The sequence below is a fragment of the Novosphingobium sediminicola genome (genome assembly GCF_014196525.1).
GTDB classification, from domain to species: domain Bacteria; phylum Pseudomonadota; class Alphaproteobacteria; order Sphingomonadales; family Sphingomonadaceae; genus Novosphingobium; species Novosphingobium sediminicola.
This window is the reverse complement of sequence record NZ_JACIDX010000006.1, coordinates 1-21,834: the sequence shown is the minus strand read 5'-3', so window position 1 is coordinate 21,834 and position 21,834 is coordinate 1. Positions and strand designations below refer to the sequence as shown.

The following is a 21,834-nucleotide window of genomic DNA, read 5'->3' as shown; positions in this document are numbered from 1 at the left end:
CGGGCGCAAAGGGGGTTAAACCCTTTTGCGCCCGTCTCTTTTCCCATACCATTCAACCAGCATTCAGCCTTGCCAGCCTAGCCTGTCGCCACCATACCACTGCTGCGCCCTAACCGGGGAGGGATAGTCGGCCAGAGCGGCATGCAGAGGAGAAAAACGAATGAGTGGCGCTAATTCTCAATGGATCTCGCGCGGCATAAAGGGAGCCATGGCTGGCCTCCTGATGCTGGGCCTTTCCGCCTGTGCCGATACGCTCGACACGCGGGTCACCCGCTTTCAATCGCAATTGCCCGCGCCCCAGGGCCAGACCTTTGCGGTCGTGGCCGATGATCCGTCGCTGGCGGGCGGGATCGAATTTGGCCAATATGCCAAAATCGTCGCCGGTGAACTGACCAAGAAGGGCTATACCGAGGCGGTCACCCCGGATGCAGCCAACCTGATCGTGCGCTTTTCCTATGGCGTGGACAAGGGCCGCGTTCATGTCCGCTCGACCGGTATGCGCGATCCGTTCTGGGGTCCGTGGTACGGGCCGGGCTTCCGTCGCGGTGGTTTCTATGGCGGCGGCTTCTATGGTCGTCCCTATATGATGGGCGGCTGGGGCTACGGCTGGTATGATCCCTGGTTCGATCAGGGCGTCGAAAGCTATACCGTTTACACCAGCGGCATCAGCGTGAAGATCGACGACAAGAGCGCCAACAAGCGCGTGTTCGAAGGCAAGGCCGAAGCCGCCTCGGCCTCGAACAAGCTGACCTGGCTGGTGCCCAATCTGGTCGAAGCCTTCTTCACCGGCTTCCCCGGCAATTCGGGCGAAACCCTGCGTATCACGGTGGCCCCTGAAAAGACCACGGTGAAGGGGCCGGCGAAGTAAGAACCGGAACTTTCTGTAAAAACCCGCCGCCTTCATCAGCGGCGGGTTTTTTCGTGGCCTTAATTGCCCAGCGCGACCACGCCGCCGGTGCTGCCAAACCCGCCCTCGCCGCGCGCGGTTTCGTCCAGTTCGTCAACCTCGATCCAGCCGCCCTGCACCACCGGGGCCAGCACGAGCTGCGCCACGCGATCACCGCGCGCGATGGCGAAATCCTGCGTGCCATGGTTGATGAGGATGACCTTCAATTCGCCGCGATAGTCCGAATCGATGGTGCCGGGCGTGTTGGGCACGGTGATGCCATGCTTGAGCGCCAGACCACTGCGCGGACGGACCTGAATTTCAAAGCCATGCGGGATCGCCATGGCAAGGCCCGTGGCCACCGCATGGCGCGCGCCCGGCGCAATCACCACATCCTCGGCCGAGACCACATCCATACCCGCCGCCCCGCTGGTGGCATAGGCGGGCAAGGGCAGATCCTGCCCATTGGGCAGACGCTTGAGACGGACGGGGATATGTTCAGACAAAGACACGGGCAATCCTTTCAACCAGAGCGGCAGCCACCGCTTCTTTCGGCAGATCGGGCAGGCTGTCCACCCCATCGGCGCTGACAATATGAACGCTGTTGCGCAATCCGCCCATGACATCACCGGAAACGTCATTGCCCACGATCCAGTCCGCCCCCTTGCGCGCCAATTTGGCCTGCGCATGGCCGATGACATCCTGCGTCTCGGCGGCAAAGCCCACGACAAGGCGCGGGCGGCAGGGCGAGGCGCACAGGCCCGCCAGAATATCGGGGTTCTCGACCAAGGCGAGCGGGGGAACGGTCCCGCTGCCATCCTTCTTGATCTTTTGCGCACCGGCGTCAGCCACGCGCCAATCAGCTACAGCGGCCACCATCACCGCAATATCGGCGGGCAGAGCAGCCTCTACCGCCGCCGCCATTTCGCGCGCGGTTTCAACATTGACGCGGGCAACGCCATAGGGCGTGGGCAGATCGACCGGGCCTGCGATCAACGTCACCGATGCCCCGGCCTGCGCGGCAACCTGCGCGATGGCAAAGCCCTGACGCCCGCTCGACCGATTGGCGATATAGCGCACCGGGTCGATAGGCTCATGCGTGGGGCCGGCGGTGATCAGCACATGACGGCCCGCCAGTGGCTTCTCGCCCGCCAAGGCAGCGCTAATCGCCCCCATCACGGCTTCGGGTTCGGGCAGGCGCCCCGGCCCATATTCGCCGCAGGCCATCACGCCCTCGTCCGGGTCCACCACCGTTACCCCCCGCGCGCGCAGCGTGGCGACATTGGCCACCGTCGCCTCATGCTGCCACATCCGCACATTCATCGCAGGCACCGCCAGCACCGGCTTGTCCGTGGCCAGCAGCAGCGTGGTGGCCAGATCATCGGCAATGCCGCAGGCCATCTTGGCCATCAGATCCGCCGTCGCCGGACATACCACCACCAGATCGGCCTGACGGGAGAGCTGAATATGGCCCATCTCGACCTCGTTCTTCAGGTCGAACAGGCTCGTATGCACCGGATTTTCCGAAAGCGCCGCCAGCGTCATCGGCGTCACAAACTGCGCCCCGCCTTTCGTGAGAACGCAGGTGACCTCGCCCCCCGCCTTGCGGATCAGGCGGATCAGTTCGCAGGACTTATAGGCCGCGATGCCGCCGCCGATGATGAGAAGGATGCGTTTGCCAAGCATGGGGCGGGGTTTAGAGGAAGAAAAGGGATAATGCGAGGGTCTAGACCTTCGCGCTCCCGTTACTGTCTGGGTGGGCGCTTATGGTTCGGCGTTTTGTGTCGGACGCGATGTTAGAAATATGAAGGCCTGCGGCGCGGACAGGAATGGCCTCACTGCGCCGCAGGCTTTAAAACGCAGCCCCAAACACACTCAATGAACTCTGGCACCACCCATTAACGGGATTGCAAAGGGCCCCCGCCCTTTGCCCGCCGGAGGCAAACTTACTTCTTGAAAGCCCCCCGCACCAACGCTCCCACCCCCATCGGCACAAACGCCAGCCCCAAAGCCATGACCGGCGTAATCACTGCGCCCCAGTAGAAATTGTCATTCCGCCCCGCGATGGAGAACAGCAGCGCATAGCCGGAAAACAGCAACAGCCCCGTCAGCCCTGCGCTGGATCGCCACGAGGCCCAGCCAAAGATCATCAGGATGGTCAGCGGCCCGGCGATCTGGTGGGGCAGAAAGCGCAGGTTGGAGGATAGCACCGTGTTCGACAGAAAGCCCCCCAGCCCGCGCAGCGCCAGCCAGCTTGGCCCGACGCGGTCGGTGGGCAGAGTTTGCAGCGCGATCAGGTGGAGATGCCAGGCATAGCCCACCGCGAACAGCGCCACCAAAACGCCCCACGCCGCCGCCTCGCGCCACGCCCCACGCCATCCCGCCATCGCCCCCATCAGCAGGACGTAGGGCAACACATGCTCGCGGATAGACAGCGCCAGCGCGGCGGCCAGCACCGCACCGACCCATCGCCCGGAAACCTTGCGGTCAGATGGCCGATGCAGCCCCAGCGAGAGCGCCACCAGCATCCCGGCCCAGAGTTCATGCAGCACGAAATAATAGCGGTTCAGCCCAAGCGAGGCGCCGAAAAACACCAATGCCGTGCCGATCCGCCGCAGCGAAGGATCAACGCCCAGATCGCCCAGCCGCCCCCACCATGCCGCAATCACGCCAATCATCAACGCCACCGCCGCCGCCATGGCGATGGGCGCGGCCCGGTCGCCGTCCACCCCCATCGCCGCATCCAGATAGGCCAGCGTGGGCAGGCGCACCGCAGCACCCGGCCGCACCGGATAATCGGCGCGGCGATGCTCGCTCACGATGAAGTCGTAATAATTCTCGCCGTGCAGGATGCGGGCAATGGCGCGGTCATAGAGCTTGAGATCCTCGTCGCGCGGACGCTCAGCGGCCTTGTTATGCGCGATGACGAGGTTGGGCGCCTTGGCCTCCTCGCCCCGCCCGACCGTCAGCGGCACCCATGCCGAAGCCGCCAGCAACAACGCCAGCACCGCCAGCGCCAACCGCGCGGGCCACCGGCCCCATGCGGCGAAACGGTCGTAGGGCGCAGGCGCCCGCCCGTTCACCCCATCCAGCCGATATGCCACGCCGCCCATACGCTTATACCCCCCAACAGGAAGGCTCCGATATATCCGGGCCAGCGGTTAGCATTCGGTTTACCCCCCCGGTCCCAGATGAGGGGAATATCGGGCAAAGGCGGCTGTTCGGGGGCGGCGCCCTTTAACGGGAACTTCTCCTCGATCCGCTCGATCAGGTCGGGCATGCGGATCAGACGGCGCAGGCCGCGATGGATACCGCGCGCGATGGCGGCCTCGGGGCCCAGCTCGTCGCGCATCCATTCGGAGACGAAAGGCCCCGACACATCCCACATATTGATGTCGGGATAGAGCTGCGTGGCCAGACCCTCGACCATCACCATCGTCTTTTGCAGCAGCAGCAGATGCGGCTGGGTCGACATGTCGAAATCGCGGGTGATGGCAAAAAGCCCGTCGAGCATCTGCCCAACCGAGAGATCCTTGACCGGACGCCCCCGCATCGGTTCGCCAACGGCCCGCAGCGCGGTCGTGAATTCATCAACCGAGTGATAGGAAGGCACATATTGCGCCTCGAAATGGATCTCGGCCACGCGGCGGTAATTGCCCGTGGTCAGCCCATGCAGGATCTCGCCCAGCCAGATGCGCGCCTGACGGTTGATGCGGCCCATGATGCCAAAGTCGATGGCGACGATGGTGCCGTCGGGCTCGATGAACAGGTTGCCCTGATGCATGTCGGCATGGAAATAGCCCAGATGCACCGCCTGAGTCAGGAAAGCGATCACCAGACGCTTGGCCAGCGATTCCAGATTGATCCCGGCAGCCTTAAGCGCAGCGGTATCGCTGATCTTGATCCCGTCGATCCATTCCAGCGTCATCACCCGCCCGCATGTGCGGTCCCAGTCGATGGCGGGAATGCGATAGCCGTGGGTGCCCTTCATCATGTCGGCCAGTTCGGAGGCCGAGGCGGCCTCGCGGCGCAGGTCGAGTTCGCGCATCGACCAGCGCTTGAAATTGGCGATGATGAGGCGCGGGCGCAGGCGCGTGGCCTCGCCGCCAAGGGCCTCCAGATGGGCCGCAGCCCATTCGTAAGTCTCAATGTCCTGCGCGAATTTCTCGCGAATGCCGGGGCGCAGCACCTTGACCGCCACGCGGCGGCCGTCGAGCGTGACCGCCCGGTGGACCTGCGCAATGGAGGCCGCGCCGACCGGCTGCTCCTCAAATTCGGCATAGAGTTCGCTTAAGGGGCGGCCAAAGGCGCTTTCCACCTCCGCCTTGATCGCCGCAAACGGCACAGGCGGCAGGCTGTCCTGCAATTCGAGCAGATTATTGGCCGCCTCCTCGCCCACCAGATCGGGGCGGGTGGCCAAAGTCTGACCCAGCTTGATCGCGGCGGGGCCAATCGCGCGGAAGGCTCCGGCATAATCGGGCACATCGGGAATGCGCGCGCCAAACCGCGCAATGCGGCACAGGCGGGCCACCGGGGCGGGCGTATGGGGATCCTGTTCGATCCCGCGCAGAGCGCCATGCGACGCCAGAATGCGGCCCCAGCTCAGCAGGCGCCAGATATGCTTACGGGGTGACAAGGTGCTTAGACCTTCCAGCCCGAATGGATCGCCACCAGACCGCCAAGGATCGGTTCGACGCGGGTGTTCACGAAGCCCGCCTCGCGGATCATGCCTTCAAATTCGGGCATGGGCGGGAAACGGCGGATCGATTCGATCAGATAGCGATAGGAATCGGCATCGCCCGCGATCATCTGGCCCAGTTGCGGCACCAGCTTGTGCGAATAGGCGTCATAGGCTTCCTTGAAACCGGGCCATTCGGTGGTCGAAAATTCAAGGCAGTAGAAGCGCCCGCCGAATTTCAGCACGCGGTGCGCCTCGCGCAGGGCCTTGTCGATGCGCGTGACGTTGCGGATGCCAAAAGCGATGGTGTAGGCGTCGAACACCCGGCTCTGAAAACTCAGTTCCTCGGCGTTCTGACGGCTCCAGACCAGACCGTCGAGGCCGCGCTCTATCGCGCGTTCGATGCCCACGTCCAGCATGTCCTGATTGATGTCCGACACGGTGATCGAGGCGCCGCGTTCGGCCATGCGGAAGGCGATGTCGCCCGTGCCGCCCGCCATATCCAGGATCATCTCGCCCGGCTGGGGCTTGACCCGGCGCACGAACTTATCCTTCCACAAGCGATGCAGCCCGACCGACATGGCATCGTTCATGATGTCATATTTCTTGGCCACGGCGGAAAAGACCGCGCCAACCTTGGCAGTCTTTTCTTCGGGGCTGACCTCCTCATAGCCAAAGGAGACGGTGTCGGGCTGTTGATCGCTCTGAGTCATGGGCGCCGCTTTAGGACGGTTTCGCGCTTGCGAAAAGGTGCTTATGCAAGCGCCGCAGGCAGAAATTCATCGCCCTAATCCGCCCCGTCGCCAGCCTGGCGCGACGAAGACAGTAATGGGAGCGCGAGGGCCGAGACCCTCGCATTATTTGCTTAAACCTCCTATCTCCCCCCCATGCCAGAGCTACCCGAAGTCGAAACCACCCTGCGCGGCCTTGCCACCTATCTGGACGGGCAAAGGATCGCGCGTGTCGAAACCCGTCGCGAGGGGCTGCGCCGCCCGTTTCCCGCCGATCTTGTGCAGGTGATGACGGGGGCCACGGTGACGGCCCTGTCGCGCCGGGCCAAATATGGGCTGATCCATACCGACCGGGGCGCTGTGATGGTGTTCCATCTGGGCATGTCGGGGCGGTGGCGGATTGATCCTGATGCCTTGGAGAAGCACGACCATCTGGTGCTGACCACCGAGGCGGGCAGCCGGTTGGCGTTGAATGACGCGCGGCGATTCGGCTCGGTCGATCTGGTGGCCGATGAGGCGCTGGCCGGATGGGCGCCCTTTGCCGCGATGGGGCCGGAGCCTTTGGGGCCCGAACTGACCCCTGCCCTGCTGGCCGCGCGGATGAAAGGGCGCCTCAGTCCGGTCAAACAATTGCTGCTCGATCAGGCGGTGGTGGCCGGACTTGGCAATATCTATGTCTGCGAGGCGCTGCACCGGGCGGGAATCAGCCCGCTGCGACTGGGGCGCGATGTGAAGAAACGCGAGCTGGCGCTGCTGGTGCCCGCGATTGTCGATGTCCTGTCCGAAAGCATCGCGGCAGGCGGCAGCACGATCCGCGATTATGCCCAGCCCAATGGCGAGCTGGGCTATTTCGCGGCCAACTGGCGCGTCTATGGCCGCGAGGGCGAGCCATGCCACGCCTGCGCCGCACCGATTGCCCGCGTAACGCAGGGCGGAAGGTCGAGTTTCTGGTGTCCGGCCTGTCAGAAATAAGGCAAATTCTTCGCTCCCGAAGGTCCGGGGCGGAACAATAAAGACTCCTATTCCCTTGACGATTCGGCTCACGCTGGTTAAGGGCGCCGCTTCTGGCGGAACCGATGGTTCTGCTATACCGATTTTCGCTAGCAATTTCCGGCCGCATCGGCCCGATACGAGGACACACATGGCCAATACGCCGCAAGCCCGCAAGCGCATCCGCCGTAACGAGCGTCGCGCCGAAATCAATGGCGCCCGCATCAGCCGCATCCGCACCTTCGTCAAGAAGGTCGAAGCTGCGATCGCCGGCGGTGACAAGACCGCTGCTGCGGCCGCCCTGCACGAAGCCCAGCCTGAACTGGCTCGCGGCGTTGCTCGTGGCGTGCTGCACAAGAACACTGCCTCGCGCAAGTTCTCGCGCCTGACCAAGGCGGTCGCCGCTCTCTGATTCGCGACTCGTGCGGCCGTGCGAAACGGTTGCACGGCATAGCGATAAGCAAGAGCGCGTAAGCAAAGCCGATGGGGATTCCCGTCGGCTTTTGCTTTGCCCCTCGTTGGCTTTAGTTTTGCCCTTTGCCGGGCAAAAGTGACAGCTTCAAGAAATCCTGCAATTCCAACGATTCGCAAATTGTCATGATATTTTAGCTTTAAAATTCAATGACTTTTTCGATTTTGGCGGATTTGCTGGGGTTATGCTGTCAAGCCAATTATTTCAAAATTTTTGCAGATAACGCCCTTGCGCAGCGCCCGCGATCATCCCTAAAACGAAGGGGTTCGAGGCGTTTCGCGCCTGCTGAACTTCACAGAAATATGGCACTCTGTCACACTCGCGAAACTTTCCGGTTTCGCAGGGCAGGAGTCGTTTTCCGTGTGCAAGGTGAGGCCGTTGGCATGTCTGTCGGCGGGTTGGGGCTTAATGGCGGATCAGGAGCATTTGGGGTGACGGGAACCGTTTGGGGCGGCAAGCGCGCCGAGGCTAGCCCTGCAAAGGGTAAGTCCGGGCATGCCGCCGAAGATCAGGATGCACTCGACCTGGCCGCTGATTGGGCTGACATCTGTCAGGGCCTGAAGAAGGACCTTGGGCCGCAGTTATTCAATCAATGGATTCGCCCGATTCAGCTCGGCGCGTTCAACAAGGATTCGGGCACGCTCGAATTGTTCCTGCCCACCGAATTTTCGGCCAACTGGGTGGCCGATCGCTTTGCCGACCGGTTGACGCTGGCGTGGAAGATCGCGCGCGATGTGCGCCATGTGCGCATCAGCGCCCAGCCCGGCCGCCGCGCGATGCCCGACCTGCGTCTGGCCCGCGACAATACGCCCACGCGCCCTGCCCCGGTGCTGGGTGATTCGGGCCGCGTGCATGGCCATGCCACCGAAGGCGCAAGCGCGGCGACCGATACGCTGGCGCTGGCCTCGATCGGGCTCGACCCCTCGCTGACCTTCCCCACCTTTGTCACCGGCACCAGCAATGTGCTGGCCTTCAACGCGGCCCAGCGTATGGCAGCCCTTGAAGCGCCGCAGTTCTCGCCGCTTTATCTCAAGGCCGCAACGGGTCAGGGCAAGACCCACCTGATGCATGCCATCGGCCATGCGTTTCTGGCCAACCATCCGCGCGCGCGCATCTTCTATTGCAGCGCCGAGCGCTTCATGGTCGAGTTCGTTCAGGCTCTGCGCCAGAACCAGATGATCGAGTTCAAATCGCGCCTGCGTGGTTTCGATCTGCTGCTGGTGGACGATATCCAGTTCATCATCGGCAAGGCTTCGGCGCAGGAAGAACTGCTCTACACGATCGACGCGCTGCTGGCCGAAGGCAAGCGGCTGGTGTTTGCCGCCGACCGCAGTCCTCAGGCGCTGGACGGTGTTGAACAGCGCCTGCTCTCGCGCCTGTCGATGGGCCTGGTGGCCGATATCATCCCGGCCGACATTGAACTGCGCCGCTCGGTGCTCGAACATCGCCTTGCGCGCTTCACCTCGGTCGATGTGCCGGGCGATGTGATCGAATTCCTCGCCCGCACGATCAACCGCAATGTGCGCGAGCTGGTGGGCGGTCTCAACAAGCTGATCGCCTATGCGCAATTGACCGGTCAGGCCGTCTGCCTGCAATTGGCCGAGGAACAGTTGACCGATATCCTTTCGGCCAACCGCAAGCGCATCACCATCGACGAGATCCAACGCACGGTCTGCCAGTTCTATCGCGTGGACCGTCAGGAAATGTCGTCCAAGCGTCGCGCGCGCGCCGTGGTGCGTCCGCGTCAGGTCGCCATGTACCTCTCCAAGGTGCTGACGCCGCGCTCCTACCCGGAAATCGGGCGCAAGTTCGGCGGGCGCGATCACTCGACGGTGATCCACGCGGTGCGCCTGATCGAGGATCTGCGTACGCGCGATGCCGACATTGACGGCGACGTGCGCTCGCTGCTGCGTCAGCTGGAAAGCTGATCTCAAAACCCCGGTACAAGCTGTTGACGGGCGGTGCATAAAGGCTAGAGAAGCCTGTGCATTGCCTGTTGGCCTACCTGTGGATAAGCTGTGCACAGGCGGTGAATGAGGCTTTATGCCTTCGGCGGGTGCCTGAAAATGCCTCCGGCGGGCAAAGGGACTTATCCCTTTGCAATCCCGTTATTGTTTGCACTGCACGATGGGTTCGGCGCTTAGCATCGGACGCGACCAGCGAATTGAAAAGCCTGCGGCGCCAATTAGCGCAAGGCTCAGGCGCCGCAGGCTATAAAACCTCCGCCAACCACACACCACCCCCAAACTGGGATTGTTAAGGGCCCCCGCCCTTAACCCGCCGGAGGCCCCCTTCCCCTGCTTGTCATCCCCCCTCACCTCCCCTAAATCCCCCGCATGAACCCCGAACGCCTCTCCCGCTTTGCCCGCCATATCGTTTTGCCCGAGGTAGGCGGAGTGGGGCAGATGGCGCTGGCCAGCGCCCATGTAGTGATGATCGGCTGCGGCGGGATCGGCAGTCCGGCCTTGCAATATCTGGCCGCCGCCGGAGTAGGCCGCCTGACGCTGATCGACGATGACAGCGTTGATGCCAGCAATCTGCAACGCCAGACGATCTTTGCCGAAGCGGATATTGGCACGCCCAAGGCGCAGGCCGCCGCCGATTGGGTTGCGCGCTTTGACCCCGAGATCGCCGTCACCCACCATCAGACCCGCATCTCGGCCGACAATGCCCCCGCGCTGATCGCCGGGGCCACGTTGGTCCTCGACGGCTGCGACAATTTCGCCACTCGCCTTGCCGTGTCCGATGCCTGCGTCGCGGCGCAAATCCCTCTGACCACCGCCGCCGTGGGCCGGTTTCAGGGCCAGATCGCCAATTTCGCGGGACACCTGCCGGGCCATGCCTGCTACCGCTGCTTTGTCGGCGATGCGTTTGATGCCAGTGATTGCGACACATGCGCGGCCGACGGCGTGTTGGGGGCCTTTGTCGGCATGGTTGGCACAATGGCGGCGCAATCGGCCATTCGTGTGATCCTGCATGGCGCAGGCGTGCCGGGGCCGCTGGCCGATCCGCAATGGGGGCGGCTGCATCTGCTCGACGGCCTCGCGCCATCGCTGCGCACGATCACCATCCCCGCCGATCCGGCCTGCCCCTCTCACTAAAAAGCAGGGCCGCCCCAGCCGGACGACCCTGCTTCCTCCTGCGCGAAAAGTCCGGATGGGTCGATGCCCATCCGGTCCCTTTCACAAACTTACAAATTTACGACTTGGGCGCCTCCAGCGTGGGATATTTGATCCCGAGCTGATCGAGGTAGGTCGGATATTTCGCCGCGTCGTAGTAATATTTCTCCATCTGCGGACGATATTCCTTCATCGTCTTTTCATTCAGCCAGGTCGCCGCCTTCGGCCCCAGAATCGGGTCGTACTTGTCGGTTTTCTGCTGCACATCGGTGAAATAGGCCTTGGCATCGGCCACCAGCTTGGGCGTGGTCATCACGTCAAGGATCGTCATGGCCAGCGCCTTGGCTCCGGCCTCGACGCCCTTATGCGCGATCGGCGTGGCCATCGCCATGGCCGAGAGCACATTGTGGCCGATCATGTTCGGGATATTGGCCGGATAGCGGATCGTGATGGTCGGCACGGTCCACATGATATCGCCAATGTCATCCGAACCGCCGCCGATCGAACGCGGGCGGTTTTCGGGCGATGACAATTCGCCCACCGTGTCGGACAAAGGCTTGACCGTGCGGTGGTTGATCGTCTGCACCGCCTTGGTGAAGGCCTGATCGTCGGCGGTCCACTTGGGCATGCCCACCGTCTTGATATTGGCATAGGCGGCCTCGGCCAGCGGCTTGTTGCCGAAATTGGGCGCGGCATAGCCAAGGATCTGCGAGGTCACGGTGGTGCCGGTCGCCTTGGCGGCGGCCTGCGCGATTTCATTGCCGGTGTTGTACAGGTTGCGCACCGCGCCAAAGCTGCGCTCGCGGAAATAGTACCACACGCTGGCCTTGTCGGGCACGACGTTGGGCTGGCCCCCGCCATTGGTGATGACGTAATGCGAACGCTGGGTGATGGGCAGATGTTCGCGGCGGAAATTCCACGCCGAATCCATGATCTCCACGCCGTCCAGCGCCGAGAAACCATCCCACGGATCGCCCGCGGCATGGGCAGTCTTGCCCTTGAACGTATATTCGACCGACACCATGCCGTTCATGCCCAATTCGCCATAGGCGGTGCCGAAATCAGAGCTGACATGGTTGAAGATGCAAAGATCGACGCCCTTGAACATCCCCTCGCGCACATAATAGGCCTTGGTGGCCAGCAGTTCCTCGGCAATGCCCGGCCAGATCATCAGGCGGCCGGGGATGTGGTTCTTTTCCATCACCTGCTTGGCGGCAATCGCGGCGGCCACGACCAGCGGCATACCTGAATTATGCCCCTCGCCATGGCCCGGCGCGCCCTCGACCATCGGCTTCACATAGGGCAGGCCCGGCGTCTGCGAGGTACCCAGCAGATTGTCCACGTCGCTGCCCAACGCCAGCAAAGGACCGCCCTCACCCCAGGTGGCGGTGAACGCGGTGGGGATGCCCGCCACGCCCTTGGTCACCTTGAAGCCGTTCTTTTCCAGAATGCCAGTCAGATATTCCATCGTGCGGAATTCCTGGAAACCGGGTTCAGCATAGCTGAACACGGTATCCACCATCACCTGAATATCCTTCTTCTGCGCTTCCACCCCGGCCACGGCCTCGGCCTTCAGCTTGGGGCTGGCGGCGGCATGGGCCTGCGTGCCGGCCATCAGAGCGGCCGTGGCCATCAGGGCCAGAGTGCTGCGTTTCACAAAATCCATGACTGATCCTTCTCCGTATCAGAAGCCGATTTTTGCCGAGACGCGGAACGTGCGCCCCATCACATCGTAAATGCTGCGGTTGGTCTGGGCATAAGCCGGAACGTTATTGCCGCTGGGCCCATTGCCGATCAGGACCGGATCGCGGTTGGTCAGATTGTTGACCACAAAGGTGATCGAAGCATCCTTCACCTTCTGGGTCAGGATCTTGAACTGGACCGAGGCGTCAAGATAGCTGGTGCCCTTAATCTGGTTGTTGTTGATCGTGCGATATTGATTGAGGTTCGACACGGTCGGGCAAGAGGTGGTGCATTCGATATAGTCGTTGCCGTAAACGCCGTCCGAGAAGCCGCGATAGACCAGGTTGAAATTGACCTGACCGACCTCATAAAAGGCGCTGATGCGATAGACCCAGCTGGGCGAGCTATAGCTGCCCGAGAGGCTGCCGCCGTTGACGCCCGCATAGTCCACCGGGAAGATCTTGTTGTCGACCACGTTGGCGATGTAATGCGTCGTCGTGCCGCGCAGCGTCAGCGTGCCGGGCAGGCTGCTGCTGATTTTCGAGAGCGGCGCGCGATAGCTGGCCTCGATGTCAAAGCCCTTGGCGTGCTGGCTGGCGAAATTATACGGCTGGACGGTGATCGAGGAAATCGCCCCGCCCGAATAGGCGATGTTCTTGCAATAGGCCGTCAGGCCCGCCGAACAGAAATCGATCGTGTTCTGCGAGGTGATCGAGCCGATCGCATCCTTGATGTTGATGTCGTAATAGTCAAAGCTGGCGGTAAAGCCGGGGATGAAGGGCGGCGTAATCACCGCGCCCACAGTCCATGTATTGGCCTTTTCCGGGGTCAGGCTGGTGTTGCCGATCGTGCTTTCGACAAAGCCATAAGTGCCGCCCGGCAGGAACTGGTTGGCCTGACCCGAGGCAACCACCACCGAATTGGTGCGCGCGGTGGGCGAGGCGAACAGCTCCTGAAGGTTGGGCGCGCGGATGTCGCGCGAATAGGTGCCGCGCAGCTTGAGCATGGAACCGACCTGCCATGTGGCGCCCGCCTTATAGGTCACCACGCTGCCGCTGGTCGAATAATCGGTGCCGCGGGCCGCCGCATTGACGTTGAAGCCCTTGAACATCGGCAGGTCGATTTCGACGAAGCCTTCCTTCACATAGTAATGGCCGGTATTGGCCAGATAATTGCCATAGAGCCAGTTGCTGGTGGTGGTGCCGTTGGCGTTGATGGTGGGCTGGAATTCGGTGGGCACATAGCCGGTGATGCCTTCGCGCCGCCATTCGCCGCCGAACGCAATCGCCGCCGTGCCGCCCGGCAGCTTGAACAGATCGCCGTTCAAGGCCACCGAGGCCACGTCCTGCTTCAACGTCTGATCGCGCCAGGGCTGATTGCCGTAGATATAGGCAAGGCCCGCCGCCGAAGGCCCGGTCGTGCCAAGGCGGTTGATGGGAACGCAGCCATTGGTCGGCGCGGTCAGGCTGGAACGGCACACGATCGTGCCTGCCGCCACGCCCATCGCATTGCCTACCGGCGCATAGACCGCATCCTGCGCCAGCGACATGCGGGTCAGGTTCCAGGTGTTGGTCAGCTGTTCATGCGACTTGGTTTCGCCATGCTGGAAATAGGCGTCGAATTTCCATTCGCGGCCCAGCGCGTCGAACTTGCCCTTGGTGCCGATGACATAGCGATAGACGTCGCGGGTGTTATGGCTGCCCGGCACCGGATAACCGGCATTGCTGGTGCCGATGGTGATCGTGTTGGCCGAGGAATTGCCAAGCGCGGCCGCCACCGTGGGATAAAGCGATTGCAGATAGGCATTGTCGCCCTTGATCGACACACCGGTGCTGGGGGTCTGCTGATAATAGCTTTCGCCGATATAGCGGTTCCAGCCGAACTGGGCGAAGATCTCGATGTCATTGGTCAGGTCATAGCTGGCCCGGCCAAAGGCGCTGAAGCGCGCTTCATCAGGCATCAGCGAATTGGTGCCGACATGGCCCGCCAGCGTGGTCTGATAATCCCCGCCGACCATATAGCCCGAGCTGCTCTTGGACCCGAAATTGAGCGTGCCGACTTGTCCGGCGCCCATGAAATATTTGCCGACCAGCGAGCTGACGGTGGACCCGGTGATCAGACCGCCCGCCGTGTAGCCCGAGGGGCCGATACCGCTGCCCACGATCCAGCTGGGCTGGCCCGCCGCCGTATTGGGATTGGCGACAGTGAAATAGCCCGAATTATTCCAATCGCGCGCGATGGTCGAAACGCCGTCCTGCTTGGCATATTCGGTGTTGAGCAGGACATGGAGGCGATCGTCAAAAGCGCCAAAGCCTGCCGAGGCAGTGACCTTGTAGTTGCGCGCGTCGCCATAGGTGGTGATGCCCTGATCCACCCCGATCTTGAAGCCCTTGTACTTCTTGTTCAGGATGAAATTGACCACGCCGCCCACGGCGTCCGAACCATATTGCGCCGATGCGCCGCCGGTGACGACTTCAACGCGCTCGACCAGATCCTGCGGCACGGTGTTGACATCGACCACGCCGTTCATGGCGCTCGACACCGAACGCTGGCCATCGACCAGCACCAGCGTGCGCGAGGCGCCAAGACCGCGCAGGTTGACGCTGTTGATCCCGGCAAGGCCGTTCGAAAGGCTGCCCGAGGAATTGGCAGAGGTGGAGCCCTGCGTCACGGCGGGCAATTGGTTGACGAAGTTCGACAGGTTGGCGGGCGCCTGCGCCTTGATGTCCACCGAGGAGAGTACCGCGACGGGCGTGGGCGCGGCAAAGCCGTCCTTCACGATGCGCGTGCCGGTCACCACAATGTCATTGGCCGGTTCTGCGGCAGGCTCGGCTTCGGCGGCAGGCGCCGGGGCCTCTGCGGCCAGAGCAGGCGTGGCCACCATCATGGCCAGCACCGAAACGGCGGCTCCACCCAGCCATGCCTTACGGCCGGCCGATTGCGTCCATTCCCTCATCGTTCGATCAATCGCCATGAAAACCCCCTATTGGTTATCTGTTTATTCCCCGGCGATCCTGTTCCCTTGTCGTGGCTGCCCGATTGCCCGGTGCCGCGTTTTTATGATTGGGCGATGACGCCAGGCCGGTCCTGCGCCAAATTCGCCCCTTTCATGGCCGGATCATCGGCCCCCTGTTGAATATCCAAAAAGGGTGCGACCCCTTTTATCTCGCTATCGCCGCATTCATGGCCATCCGCCTTTTGCGACGCAGCAAATGCTACACGATAGTTTTCAATTTTTTCCGCGAAACATCGGTATGTTTTTGACAATTATTCGAGCATTTCATCACATTTTAAAATTATTACTTCCGATTCCCAACCATGCCCACCTGATCTTGCCCGAATTCACAGCACCCCGAATCGCCCCTCACTTGCCCCGCGCAAAGACCGCAGGCGGCACGTTGCGCTGGGTCACGCGGCGCATGACAAAGCTGGAGCGGATTTTCGCGACATGGGGCAGCGTGGCCAATTCGCTGCGATAGATCCGGTCGTAATCCTCAAAGCTTTTGACATGGACCATCATCAAAAAGTCCGTGTCGCCCGAGACAAAGCTGCAAAAGGTGACCGAGGGGCAGCGCACGACCGCCTCCTCAAATTCGGTCAGCACGGAATCGGCCTGAGAGCGCAATTCGATGGCCACGATGACCACAATGCCAAGCCCCAGCATCGGCAGATCAAGCTCGGCCGTATAGCCCTTGATCGCGCCCTGCTCCTCCAGCAGCTTGCGCCGCCGGGCCGCAGCCGTTGCGGAAAGATGCACCCTTTCCCCCAGCATCACGTCCGACATCCGGCCATCTTCGACCAGTGCGTTCATGATGCGAAAGTCTGTGGCATCAAATTCGGTGAGAGTGTTTTCCGTCACGCGGGCCCCTTGTTGCAACGGATTTCCGTCAAGAAGCAGGCAAAACTGCTCCGTATTTCGTCAGATAGAGTGCGACGAGTGTGGTAGCTTTGGAAATACGTCAAACTGGCACCTTTGCGGGGGGGCATGACCAGCTAGAAGACGTTCATCTCAAGCGAAAAGGGTCATCACATGAAGCAGGCAAGGGGCCGGAATCTGGGCCAAAAGCTGGCAGGTGCAGCGCTGATCGCGTTGCTGGCGCCGCAATTGGCCATGGCCGAACTCGTCGGCGTATCGAATACCAAAGACGGCGATCTCTTGCCGGTGCGGGTCGATGCCGATGCGGGCAAGATTCTGATTACCCTGCCCAAAGCCGATGCCGAAGGGGTGATGGGCCGCTTCATCTATGCCACCGCGATCCGCAGCGGGCTTGGCTCGGCCCCGATCCGCATCGACCGGGGGATGCTCGGCCCCACGCAGATCCTCGCCTTTCGCCGCTTTGGGCGCAAGGTGGCCGTGGTCTATGAAAACCCCCGCTTTCGCGCCACCGGCGAAGCCTCCGTGCAATATGGCGCCAAGACCAGTTTCCCCTTCAGCACCATTGCCATGCTCGACGTGATCTCCTCCGACGCCAAGGGCACGGTGGTGGACATCAGCCCTTTCCTGACCCGCGACACGATGCATCTGGCCGATGCGCTCAATCAGGAGGCCAAGGGGTTCCGACTGGCGGATAATCTCTCCGCCGCCGACCCGACCTCGGTCAAGGTCTTCCCCGACAATATCGAGATGGAGGCGGTGCAGACCTTCGCCTCGGACACGCCGGGGCGCGAGGTGGGCAATATCGCCGCCGATCCGCGCCAGATCAGTTTTACCATCCGCCATTCGCTGATCCGCCTGCCCGGCCCCGGCTTTGCGGTGCGCAAATTCGACATCCGCTCGGGCAGCCATGGCACGCAGGTCTATGACTTCGGCACGGCACTGGGCGATGATGTGCAGTACCAACTGGCCAACCATTTCCGGCTGGACAAGGTGGACCCGACGGCGGCCAAGTCGCGCGTCAAAAAGCCGATCACCTTCTACATCGACAATGCGGCGCCAGAGCCGATTCGCGGCGCTCTGGCCAAGGGCGTGGCATGGTGGAATCAGGCGTTCGAGACGGCGGGCTATATCGACGCCTTTCAGGTCAAGCCCCTCACCCCTGACATCGACCCGCAGGACGCGCGCTATTCCATCGTCAACTGGGGCGACCGTTTGACGCGCAGTTGGTCCTATGGCGGGGGCATCATCGACCCGCGCACGGGTGAGATCATCAAGGGCAATGTCGTGCTGGGCGCGCTGCGCGTGCGGCAGGATATGCAGATTTTCGAGGCGCTGGTCGGCGCGGCGCAAGACAACACCGGCACCGGCAATGATCCGGTCAAGGTCTCACTCGACCGCATCAGCCAGTTGGGCGCGCATGAGGTCGGCCATGCCATCGGCTTCGTTCACAACTTTGCCGGATCGACGCAGGGCCGCACTTCGGTGATGGATTATCCCGGCCCCCTGATCGGCCTCAAAGGCGGCAAGATCGACCTGTCGGACGCCTATGCCAAGGGCATCGGTTCGTGGGACAAATTCACCGTGCAATGGCTCTATGGCCAGCCCAAACCGGGTGCGGACGCCGACAAATGGGCCTTCGCGTTGGCGGACGCGGAATTTGCCAAGGGCACGCGCTATATGACCGACATTGACGGTCGCGCCGACGATGGCCCCGCCCCGCATGACAGCATGTGGGACAATGGCGAGGACAAGCCTGCCGAGCTGGCGCATATGCTGGCCGTGCGGCGCGTTGCGCTGGGCAATTTCGGCCCCGGCGTCCTGCGCAAGGGCGAGGCTTTGTCCAACCTGCGGCGCAAATTCGTGCCGGTCTGGCTCTTGGCTCGTTATGAGGTGGCCGCGACCGGCAAATGGGTGGGCGGGGTCGATTATGCCTATGCGGTGGCGGGCGACGCCAACAAAGCCGCCCAGCCCGTGACGGCGGCCAAGCAGCGCGCGGCTTTGGCGGCGATGCTCAAAACCCTCTCGCCCGCCGAACTGACCGTGCCGGATGCTTTGGTGGGCTGGCTGTCCTCCGGCGTGAACGGGCGCAATGACGCGCAATTCGATACCGAGGTGTTCGACAATGCCGGGGCCGCTGCCTTCGATCCGCTGGTCGCCACCGATGTAGCCGCACAGGTCACGCTCGACAGCCTGCTGGCCCCCACGCGCCTGACCCGCGTTCATCTGCAGCAGGCGCGCGATCCGGGCCAACTGGGCCTTGCCGAAATGATCGACGCGCTGGGCGCGGCAACGTGGGAGCATAATGCCACGCCGGTGGAGCGGCGCATTGCCCTGCGCGCGCTGCTCTCGGTTGCGCGAGCGCGGCGCGATGCGGCAACGCCGGTCGATGTGGCCGCCCTGCTTCAGGAAAAGCTGGATGGAGCCGCCGCCAAGCTGGGCGAAGGCACCGGCTGGGGCAAGACGGTGGCGGCGCTGCTGAAAAACGGCCCCGCGCTGGAGGCGGAAATCGGCAAGATGGGCCGCAAGGCGCCCGCCATCCCGCCCGGCATGCCTATCGGCGGCGATACCGGCTGGTTTGACAACTAACCGCGACTGGCTGCTTCCTCGGCCAGTTCATCGGCCTTTCGGCGCCGCGCCTCATCCTCAGGCGCGGCGTCGAGAAGCGCCAGATGCGCGGCCATTTCCTCCAGCAAAGCGCGATCCGCCAGGCGCAGATCGGGCACCATCAGCCCTTTGAGATCATTGGGTTCAAACTTGTTGAGCCCCCCGCCATAGACCCGCCCGTGCAGCCGCGAGGCCGCACGCACCGAATCGCAATTGAGGCACAGCACCAGCGCCTGATGCAGCAGCGGATCATCCGAAAAGGGATAGATGCCATGGAAGCAGGTCAGGCTGCTCCACCCCGCCGCATTATGGATAAAGCGCAAGGCCCCCCGCGCAAAGACCGCACCCCAGATCGGCGCCACCGCCCGCTGCTCCATCGCATACCACGGGCGGCGATGGGCAAGGATATAGCGCGAGGGCAGCCCGTCTGCCTCCCCCTGCGCGACATAGGCGGCCTCAGGCGGCGTCAGCGGATCGGAAAGGTTGAGCAGCAGCCCATCACCCCCGCCCCGCCAGATCAGCCCGCGCACCGCCGTCGCCCGTCCGACACAGGGCAGGCAGCGCGCGGGGTCGATGCCCAGATCCGCCACCTTCTGCGCATTGAGCAGGAAGAACCCGTTGGCCCCCGTGGCAATCCCACGCCGGAATTGCGCCAGTTGCGCCAGAGGCACAAACCCGGCCCTCGCCTCGCCGCGATGGCCTTGCAACAGCGGCTCCCATTTATCCGCCCCGGCCAGTTCCGCCCGCGCCAGCTCCACCCGCCGCGCGCCCGCCGCCAGTTCGTCGAGCGAGGCGGGCCAATCGCCCTCCCCCTGCCCCCGCCCCTGCCAATGCCAGCCGGTAATCATGGCCGCTGAACCAGCAGGATCGAGGCCGTGGTCAGCGCATCGTCAAACACATGCCGCTGCGAAAACAGCACCACCTGTTGCAAACCCCCCGGCCCCAGCAGGAATTGTTTGAACCCGCGCGCGAAATTGGCCCCCATCCATTCGCCGGGGATCAGGAAAGCGCCGCGCCCGCCCCGCCGCAACTGACACGCCGCCTTAACCACGAAATCGACATAGAGATTGGCCGATTTGGGAATGGCATAGCCCGCCATCGCGCCAATCTCTGCGCGCAAGGCGCCATGATCGCGCAACTCGCGGTGGCGGATATAGGGCGGGTTCATCACCACGCCGTCATAATCCTCCCACCCGGCGCGCAGGAAATCTTCCTGCCGGACCTCAGCACCCCCGGCATCAGCCGCGCGCAAAATCGCCGGGTCGCATTCATAGGCCACCATGCGCGCATCCGGACACCTTGCCAGCGCCGCGCGGGTCAACACCCCCGCCCCCATCGCCGGATCGAGGATCAGCGCCGGATCAGCCCCCGCCACCCAATCGGCCATCAGCGCGGCCAGACGCGGCGGCGTGAAAAATTGCCCCAAAGCCTTGCGATGGTACGGCTCAGCGAGGGCCGCATAATCGACCTCCGCCTGCGCATCGGGGATAAGCGACGCCATCAATCCGGCCCGACCAGTTCCTCCACCCAGGCAGGCACGATATCGCCCGCCGGGCCAAGCCGCGTTTCATGGAACCATGCCGAACCCTGGCTGCGCTCAAGATTGAGTTCGAGGCAATGCGCGCCCATTTCCCGCGCCAGCCGCACAAAGCCCGCCGCCGGATAGACCGCGCCAGAGGTGCCGATGGACACGAAGATATCGCAATCGCGCAGCGCGTCATGGATCTCCTCCATGCGATAGGGCATTTCGCCAAACCACACGATGTCAGGCCGCAGCGCCGCCGCCCCGCATGACGAACAGGGCGGCCCCTCGATCAGCGTTGCTGTCCAGCCCATGCGCGTATCGCAGGCGGTGCACCATGCCGAGAGATGTTCGCCATGCATGTGAATGAGGTTTTTCGATCCCGCCCGGTCATGCAGGTCATCGACATTCTGCGTCACCAGCGTGACCGTACCGCGATCCCATTCGCGCTCCAGCCGAGCCAGCGCGTGATGGGCGGCATTGGGCGCCTTGGTCTGGATCGCAGCGCGGCGCATGTCGTAAAAGCGCTGAACCAGCGCGGGATCGCGTTCGAAGGCTTCCGGGGTGGCGACATCCTCCACCGCATGTAGAGTTGTAAAAGGAATTTTTAGGACCCTTCGGATACACTAACCACCATGGAAGCTTGGATTTATGCGCGTTTTTCATCTGACAAGCAAGCAGACGGCTATTCGTTGGAGCGCCAGCTTACCGAAGGGCGCGCCTTCGTTGAAAGCATGGGCTGGCAACACAGCGCAGGCCGGACCATCAAGGATGAAGGCAGATCGGCCTTTGACGGCTCAAACCGAGAAGAAGGCGCGGCTCTTTTTGATTTCGAACGCAAGGCACGCTCAGGTCAATTCAACCACGGCGTGATCTTGTGTGTCGAAAATATTGACCGCTTAAGCCGACAGGGGGCAAAAGCTGCTGCCCAACTCATATGGATGCTAAACGAGCACGGAGTTTCTGTCGCCACTTGGCATGACCGGCACATCTATCGATCCGGCGACGACGGCGACATGATGGACATTTTCTCCATCGTCATCAAGGCACAGGTCGCCAACGAGGAAAGCGTTAAAAAGAGCAAGCGCTCACTGGCATCATGGGCAAAAAAGAAGGAAAACATACGCCAAGGGTCGAAGATGGCCATGAGCAACAGCATTCCGCAATGGCTGTCGGTGGGAGTGTCAGGAATTCCGTGTACGGGGCGGCATAATGGGTAGAAAGATCCCCAATTATGGCACGACGCAAAGCCCCTTCGATCCCCGATGACCT

18 protein-coding genes and 1 pseudogene are annotated in these 21,834 nt (G+C 62.6%); 7 read left to right on the top strand and 12 right to left on the bottom strand.

All coding sequences use genetic code 11. The annotated features are described in order from the left end of the window. Positions 1-208: 208 nt before the first annotated feature. Positions 209-868 carry a DUF4136 domain-containing protein gene (locus GGR38_RS08800; RefSeq protein WP_246404389.1) on the top strand — a complete coding sequence of 220 codons (660 nt, stop codon included), beginning with the start codon at positions 209-211 and terminating at the stop codon, positions 866-868. A 59-nt stretch (positions 869-927) separates the two neighbouring features. Here the strand turns inward: GGR38_RS08800 and dut are convergent, their stop codons facing one another. The 5 genes from dut to GGR38_RS08775 all read right to left on the bottom strand — a co-directional run bounded on the left by dut (position 928) and on the right by GGR38_RS08775 (position 6,277). Continuing rightward, complete coding sequence (gene dut, locus GGR38_RS08795) at positions 928-1,404, bottom strand: dUTP diphosphatase (RefSeq protein ID WP_425497049.1); 477 nt, start codon at positions 1,402-1,404, stop codon at positions 928-930. Beyond that, positions 1,385-2,572 (bottom strand): bifunctional phosphopantothenoylcysteine decarboxylase/phosphopantothenate--cysteine ligase CoaBC, encoded by a 1,188-nt coding sequence (coaBC, locus tag GGR38_RS08790; protein WP_183624628.1) that lies wholly within the window; start codon positions 2,570-2,572, stop codon positions 1,385-1,387. Before coaBC ends, dut begins: the two co-directional genes overlap by 20 nt. 260 nt (positions 2,573-2,832) lie before the next feature. Then, positions 2,833-3,999, bottom strand: coding sequence for a hypothetical protein (locus tag GGR38_RS08785; protein ID WP_425497048.1), 1,167 nt, complete (start codon positions 3,997-3,999; stop codon positions 2,833-2,835). Beyond that, positions 3,966-5,522 (bottom strand): 2-polyprenylphenol 6-hydroxylase, encoded by a 1,557-nt coding sequence (gene ubiB / locus GGR38_RS08780; RefSeq protein WP_183624626.1) that lies wholly within the window; start codon positions 5,520-5,522, stop codon positions 3,966-3,968. Before ubiB ends, GGR38_RS08785 begins: the two co-directional genes overlap by 34 nt. A 5-nt stretch (positions 5,523-5,527) precedes the next feature. After that, a complete protein-coding gene (locus tag GGR38_RS08775; RefSeq protein WP_183624624.1) occupies positions 5,528-6,277 on the bottom strand; it encodes a class I SAM-dependent methyltransferase in 750 nt (249 codons plus the stop codon). Positions 6,278-6,451: 174 nt separating this feature from the next. Here GGR38_RS08775 and mutM point away from each other — a divergent pair, with 174 nt between their 5' ends. The 4 genes from mutM to GGR38_RS08755 all read left to right on the top strand — a co-directional run bounded on the left by mutM (position 6,452) and on the right by GGR38_RS08755 (position 10,858). Beyond that, positions 6,452-7,267: a bifunctional DNA-formamidopyrimidine glycosylase/DNA-(apurinic or apyrimidinic site) lyase gene (gene mutM / locus GGR38_RS08770; protein WP_183624622.1), complete on the top strand. Its 816-nt coding sequence runs from the start codon at positions 6,452-6,454 to the stop codon at positions 7,265-7,267. A gap of 169 nt (positions 7,268-7,436) precedes the next feature. Beyond that, positions 7,437-7,697, top strand: coding sequence for a 30S ribosomal protein S20 (gene rpsT / locus GGR38_RS08765; protein ID WP_172341756.1), 261 nt, complete (start codon positions 7,437-7,439; stop codon positions 7,695-7,697). A gap of 443 nt (positions 7,698-8,140) precedes the next feature. After that, positions 8,141-9,685: a chromosomal replication initiator protein DnaA gene (gene dnaA / locus GGR38_RS08760; RefSeq protein ID WP_183624620.1), complete on the top strand. Its 1,545-nt coding sequence runs from the start codon at positions 8,141-8,143 to the stop codon at positions 9,683-9,685. Between the two features lie 408 nt (positions 9,686-10,093). Further along, positions 10,094-10,858: a HesA/MoeB/ThiF family protein gene (locus GGR38_RS08755; protein WP_183624618.1), complete on the top strand. Its 765-nt coding sequence runs from the start codon at positions 10,094-10,096 to the stop codon at positions 10,856-10,858. Positions 10,859-10,955: 97 nt separating this feature from the next. On the opposite strand, the gene GGR38_RS08750 is transcribed toward GGR38_RS08755, so the two are convergent. The 4 genes from GGR38_RS08750 to GGR38_RS08735 all read right to left on the bottom strand — a co-directional run bounded on the left by GGR38_RS08750 (position 10,956) and on the right by GGR38_RS08735 (position 16,418). Further along, positions 10,956-12,542, bottom strand: a complete 1,587-nt coding sequence (locus GGR38_RS08750) for an amidohydrolase (protein WP_172341758.1) — start codon at positions 12,540-12,542, stop codon at positions 10,956-10,958. Positions 12,543-12,560: 18 nt separating this feature from the next. Next, on the bottom strand, positions 12,561-15,533 hold the full coding sequence (locus tag GGR38_RS08745) for a TonB-dependent receptor plug domain-containing protein (RefSeq protein WP_343059047.1): 2,973 nt from the start codon (positions 15,531-15,533) through the stop codon (positions 12,561-12,563). Between the two features lie 83 nt (positions 15,534-15,616). Continuing rightward, positions 15,617-15,826: a hypothetical protein gene (locus GGR38_RS08740; protein WP_183624617.1), complete on the bottom strand. Its 210-nt coding sequence runs from the start codon at positions 15,824-15,826 to the stop codon at positions 15,617-15,619. A 97-nt stretch (positions 15,827-15,923) separates the two neighbouring features. Continuing rightward, on the bottom strand, positions 15,924-16,418 hold the full coding sequence (locus tag GGR38_RS08735) for an Lrp/AsnC family transcriptional regulator (RefSeq protein ID WP_168605029.1): 495 nt from the start codon (positions 16,416-16,418) through the stop codon (positions 15,924-15,926). A 171-nt stretch (positions 16,419-16,589) separates the two neighbouring features. Between GGR38_RS08735 and GGR38_RS08730 the strand changes: the two genes are divergently transcribed. Further along, positions 16,590-19,022: a zinc-dependent metalloprotease gene (locus GGR38_RS08730; protein WP_183624615.1), complete on the top strand. Its 2,433-nt coding sequence runs from the start codon at positions 16,590-16,592 to the stop codon at positions 19,020-19,022. Here the strand turns inward: GGR38_RS08730 and GGR38_RS08725 are convergent. The 3 genes and pseudogenes from GGR38_RS08725 to GGR38_RS08715 all read right to left on the bottom strand — a co-directional run. After that, a complete protein-coding gene (locus GGR38_RS08725; protein WP_183624613.1) occupies positions 19,019-19,888 on the bottom strand; it encodes a hypothetical protein in 870 nt (289 codons plus the stop codon). The genes GGR38_RS08730 and GGR38_RS08725 overlap by 4 nt on opposite strands. Then, positions 19,885-20,541: an Eco57I restriction-modification methylase domain-containing protein gene (locus GGR38_RS08720; RefSeq protein ID WP_183624612.1), complete on the bottom strand. Its 657-nt coding sequence runs from the start codon at positions 20,539-20,541 to the stop codon at positions 19,885-19,887. Before GGR38_RS08720 ends, GGR38_RS08725 begins: the two co-directional genes overlap by 4 nt. Then, a pseudogene (locus tag GGR38_RS08715) lies at positions 20,541-21,149 on the bottom strand (NAD-dependent deacylase); the annotation flags it as partial. The gene GGR38_RS08720 and the pseudogene GGR38_RS08715, both read right to left, overlap by 1 nt. 48 nt (positions 21,150-21,197) lie before the next feature. On the opposite strand from GGR38_RS08715, the gene GGR38_RS08710 reads away from it, so the two are divergent. Next, positions 21,198-21,782, top strand: a complete 585-nt coding sequence (locus GGR38_RS08710; protein ID WP_183624610.1) for a recombinase family protein — start codon at positions 21,198-21,200, stop codon at positions 21,780-21,782. Positions 21,783-21,834: the final 52 nt, after the last annotated feature.

What these genes read in the sequence shown, in the direction of transcription:
- GGR38_RS08800 (WP_246404389.1), top strand. Translation starts at nt 209, where the DNA reads ATGGCTGGCCTCCTGATGCTGGGCCTTTCCGCCTGTGCCGATACGCTC.
- coaBC (WP_183624628.1), bottom strand. Translation starts at nt 2,572, where the DNA reads ATGCTTGGCAAACGCATCCTTCTCATCATCGGCGGCGGCATCGCGGCC.
- GGR38_RS08785 (WP_425497048.1), bottom strand. Translation starts at nt 3,999, where the DNA reads ATGGGCGGCGTGGCATATCGGCTGGATGGGGTGAACGGGCGGGCGCCT.
- GGR38_RS08775 (WP_183624624.1), bottom strand. Translation starts at nt 6,277, where the DNA reads ATGACTCAGAGCGATCAACAGCCCGACACCGTCTCCTTTGGCTATGAG.
- mutM (WP_183624622.1), top strand. Translation starts at nt 6,452, where the DNA reads ATGCCAGAGCTACCCGAAGTCGAAACCACCCTGCGCGGCCTTGCCACC.
- rpsT (WP_172341756.1), top strand. Translation starts at nt 7,437, where the DNA reads ATGGCCAATACGCCGCAAGCCCGCAAGCGCATCCGCCGTAACGAGCGT.
- dnaA (WP_183624620.1), top strand. Translation starts at nt 8,141, where the DNA reads ATGTCTGTCGGCGGGTTGGGGCTTAATGGCGGATCAGGAGCATTTGGG.
- GGR38_RS08755 (WP_183624618.1), top strand. Translation starts at nt 10,094, where the DNA reads ATGAACCCCGAACGCCTCTCCCGCTTTGCCCGCCATATCGTTTTGCCC.
- GGR38_RS08750 (WP_172341758.1), bottom strand. Translation starts at nt 12,542, where the DNA reads ATGGATTTTGTGAAACGCAGCACTCTGGCCCTGATGGCCACGGCCGCT.
- GGR38_RS08745 (WP_343059047.1), bottom strand. Translation starts at nt 15,533, where the DNA reads ATGGCGATTGATCGAACGATGAGGGAATGGACGCAATCGGCCGGCCGT.
- GGR38_RS08730 (WP_183624615.1), top strand. Translation starts at nt 16,590, where the DNA reads ATGAAGCAGGCAAGGGGCCGGAATCTGGGCCAAAAGCTGGCAGGTGCA.
- GGR38_RS08725 (WP_183624613.1), bottom strand. Translation starts at nt 19,888, where the DNA reads ATGATTACCGGCTGGCATTGGCAGGGGCGGGGGCAGGGGGAGGGCGAT.
- GGR38_RS08720 (WP_183624612.1), bottom strand. Translation starts at nt 20,541, where the DNA reads ATGGCGTCGCTTATCCCCGATGCGCAGGCGGAGGTCGATTATGCGGCC.
- GGR38_RS08710 (WP_183624610.1), top strand. Translation starts at nt 21,198, where the DNA reads ATGGAAGCTTGGATTTATGCGCGTTTTTCATCTGACAAGCAAGCAGAC.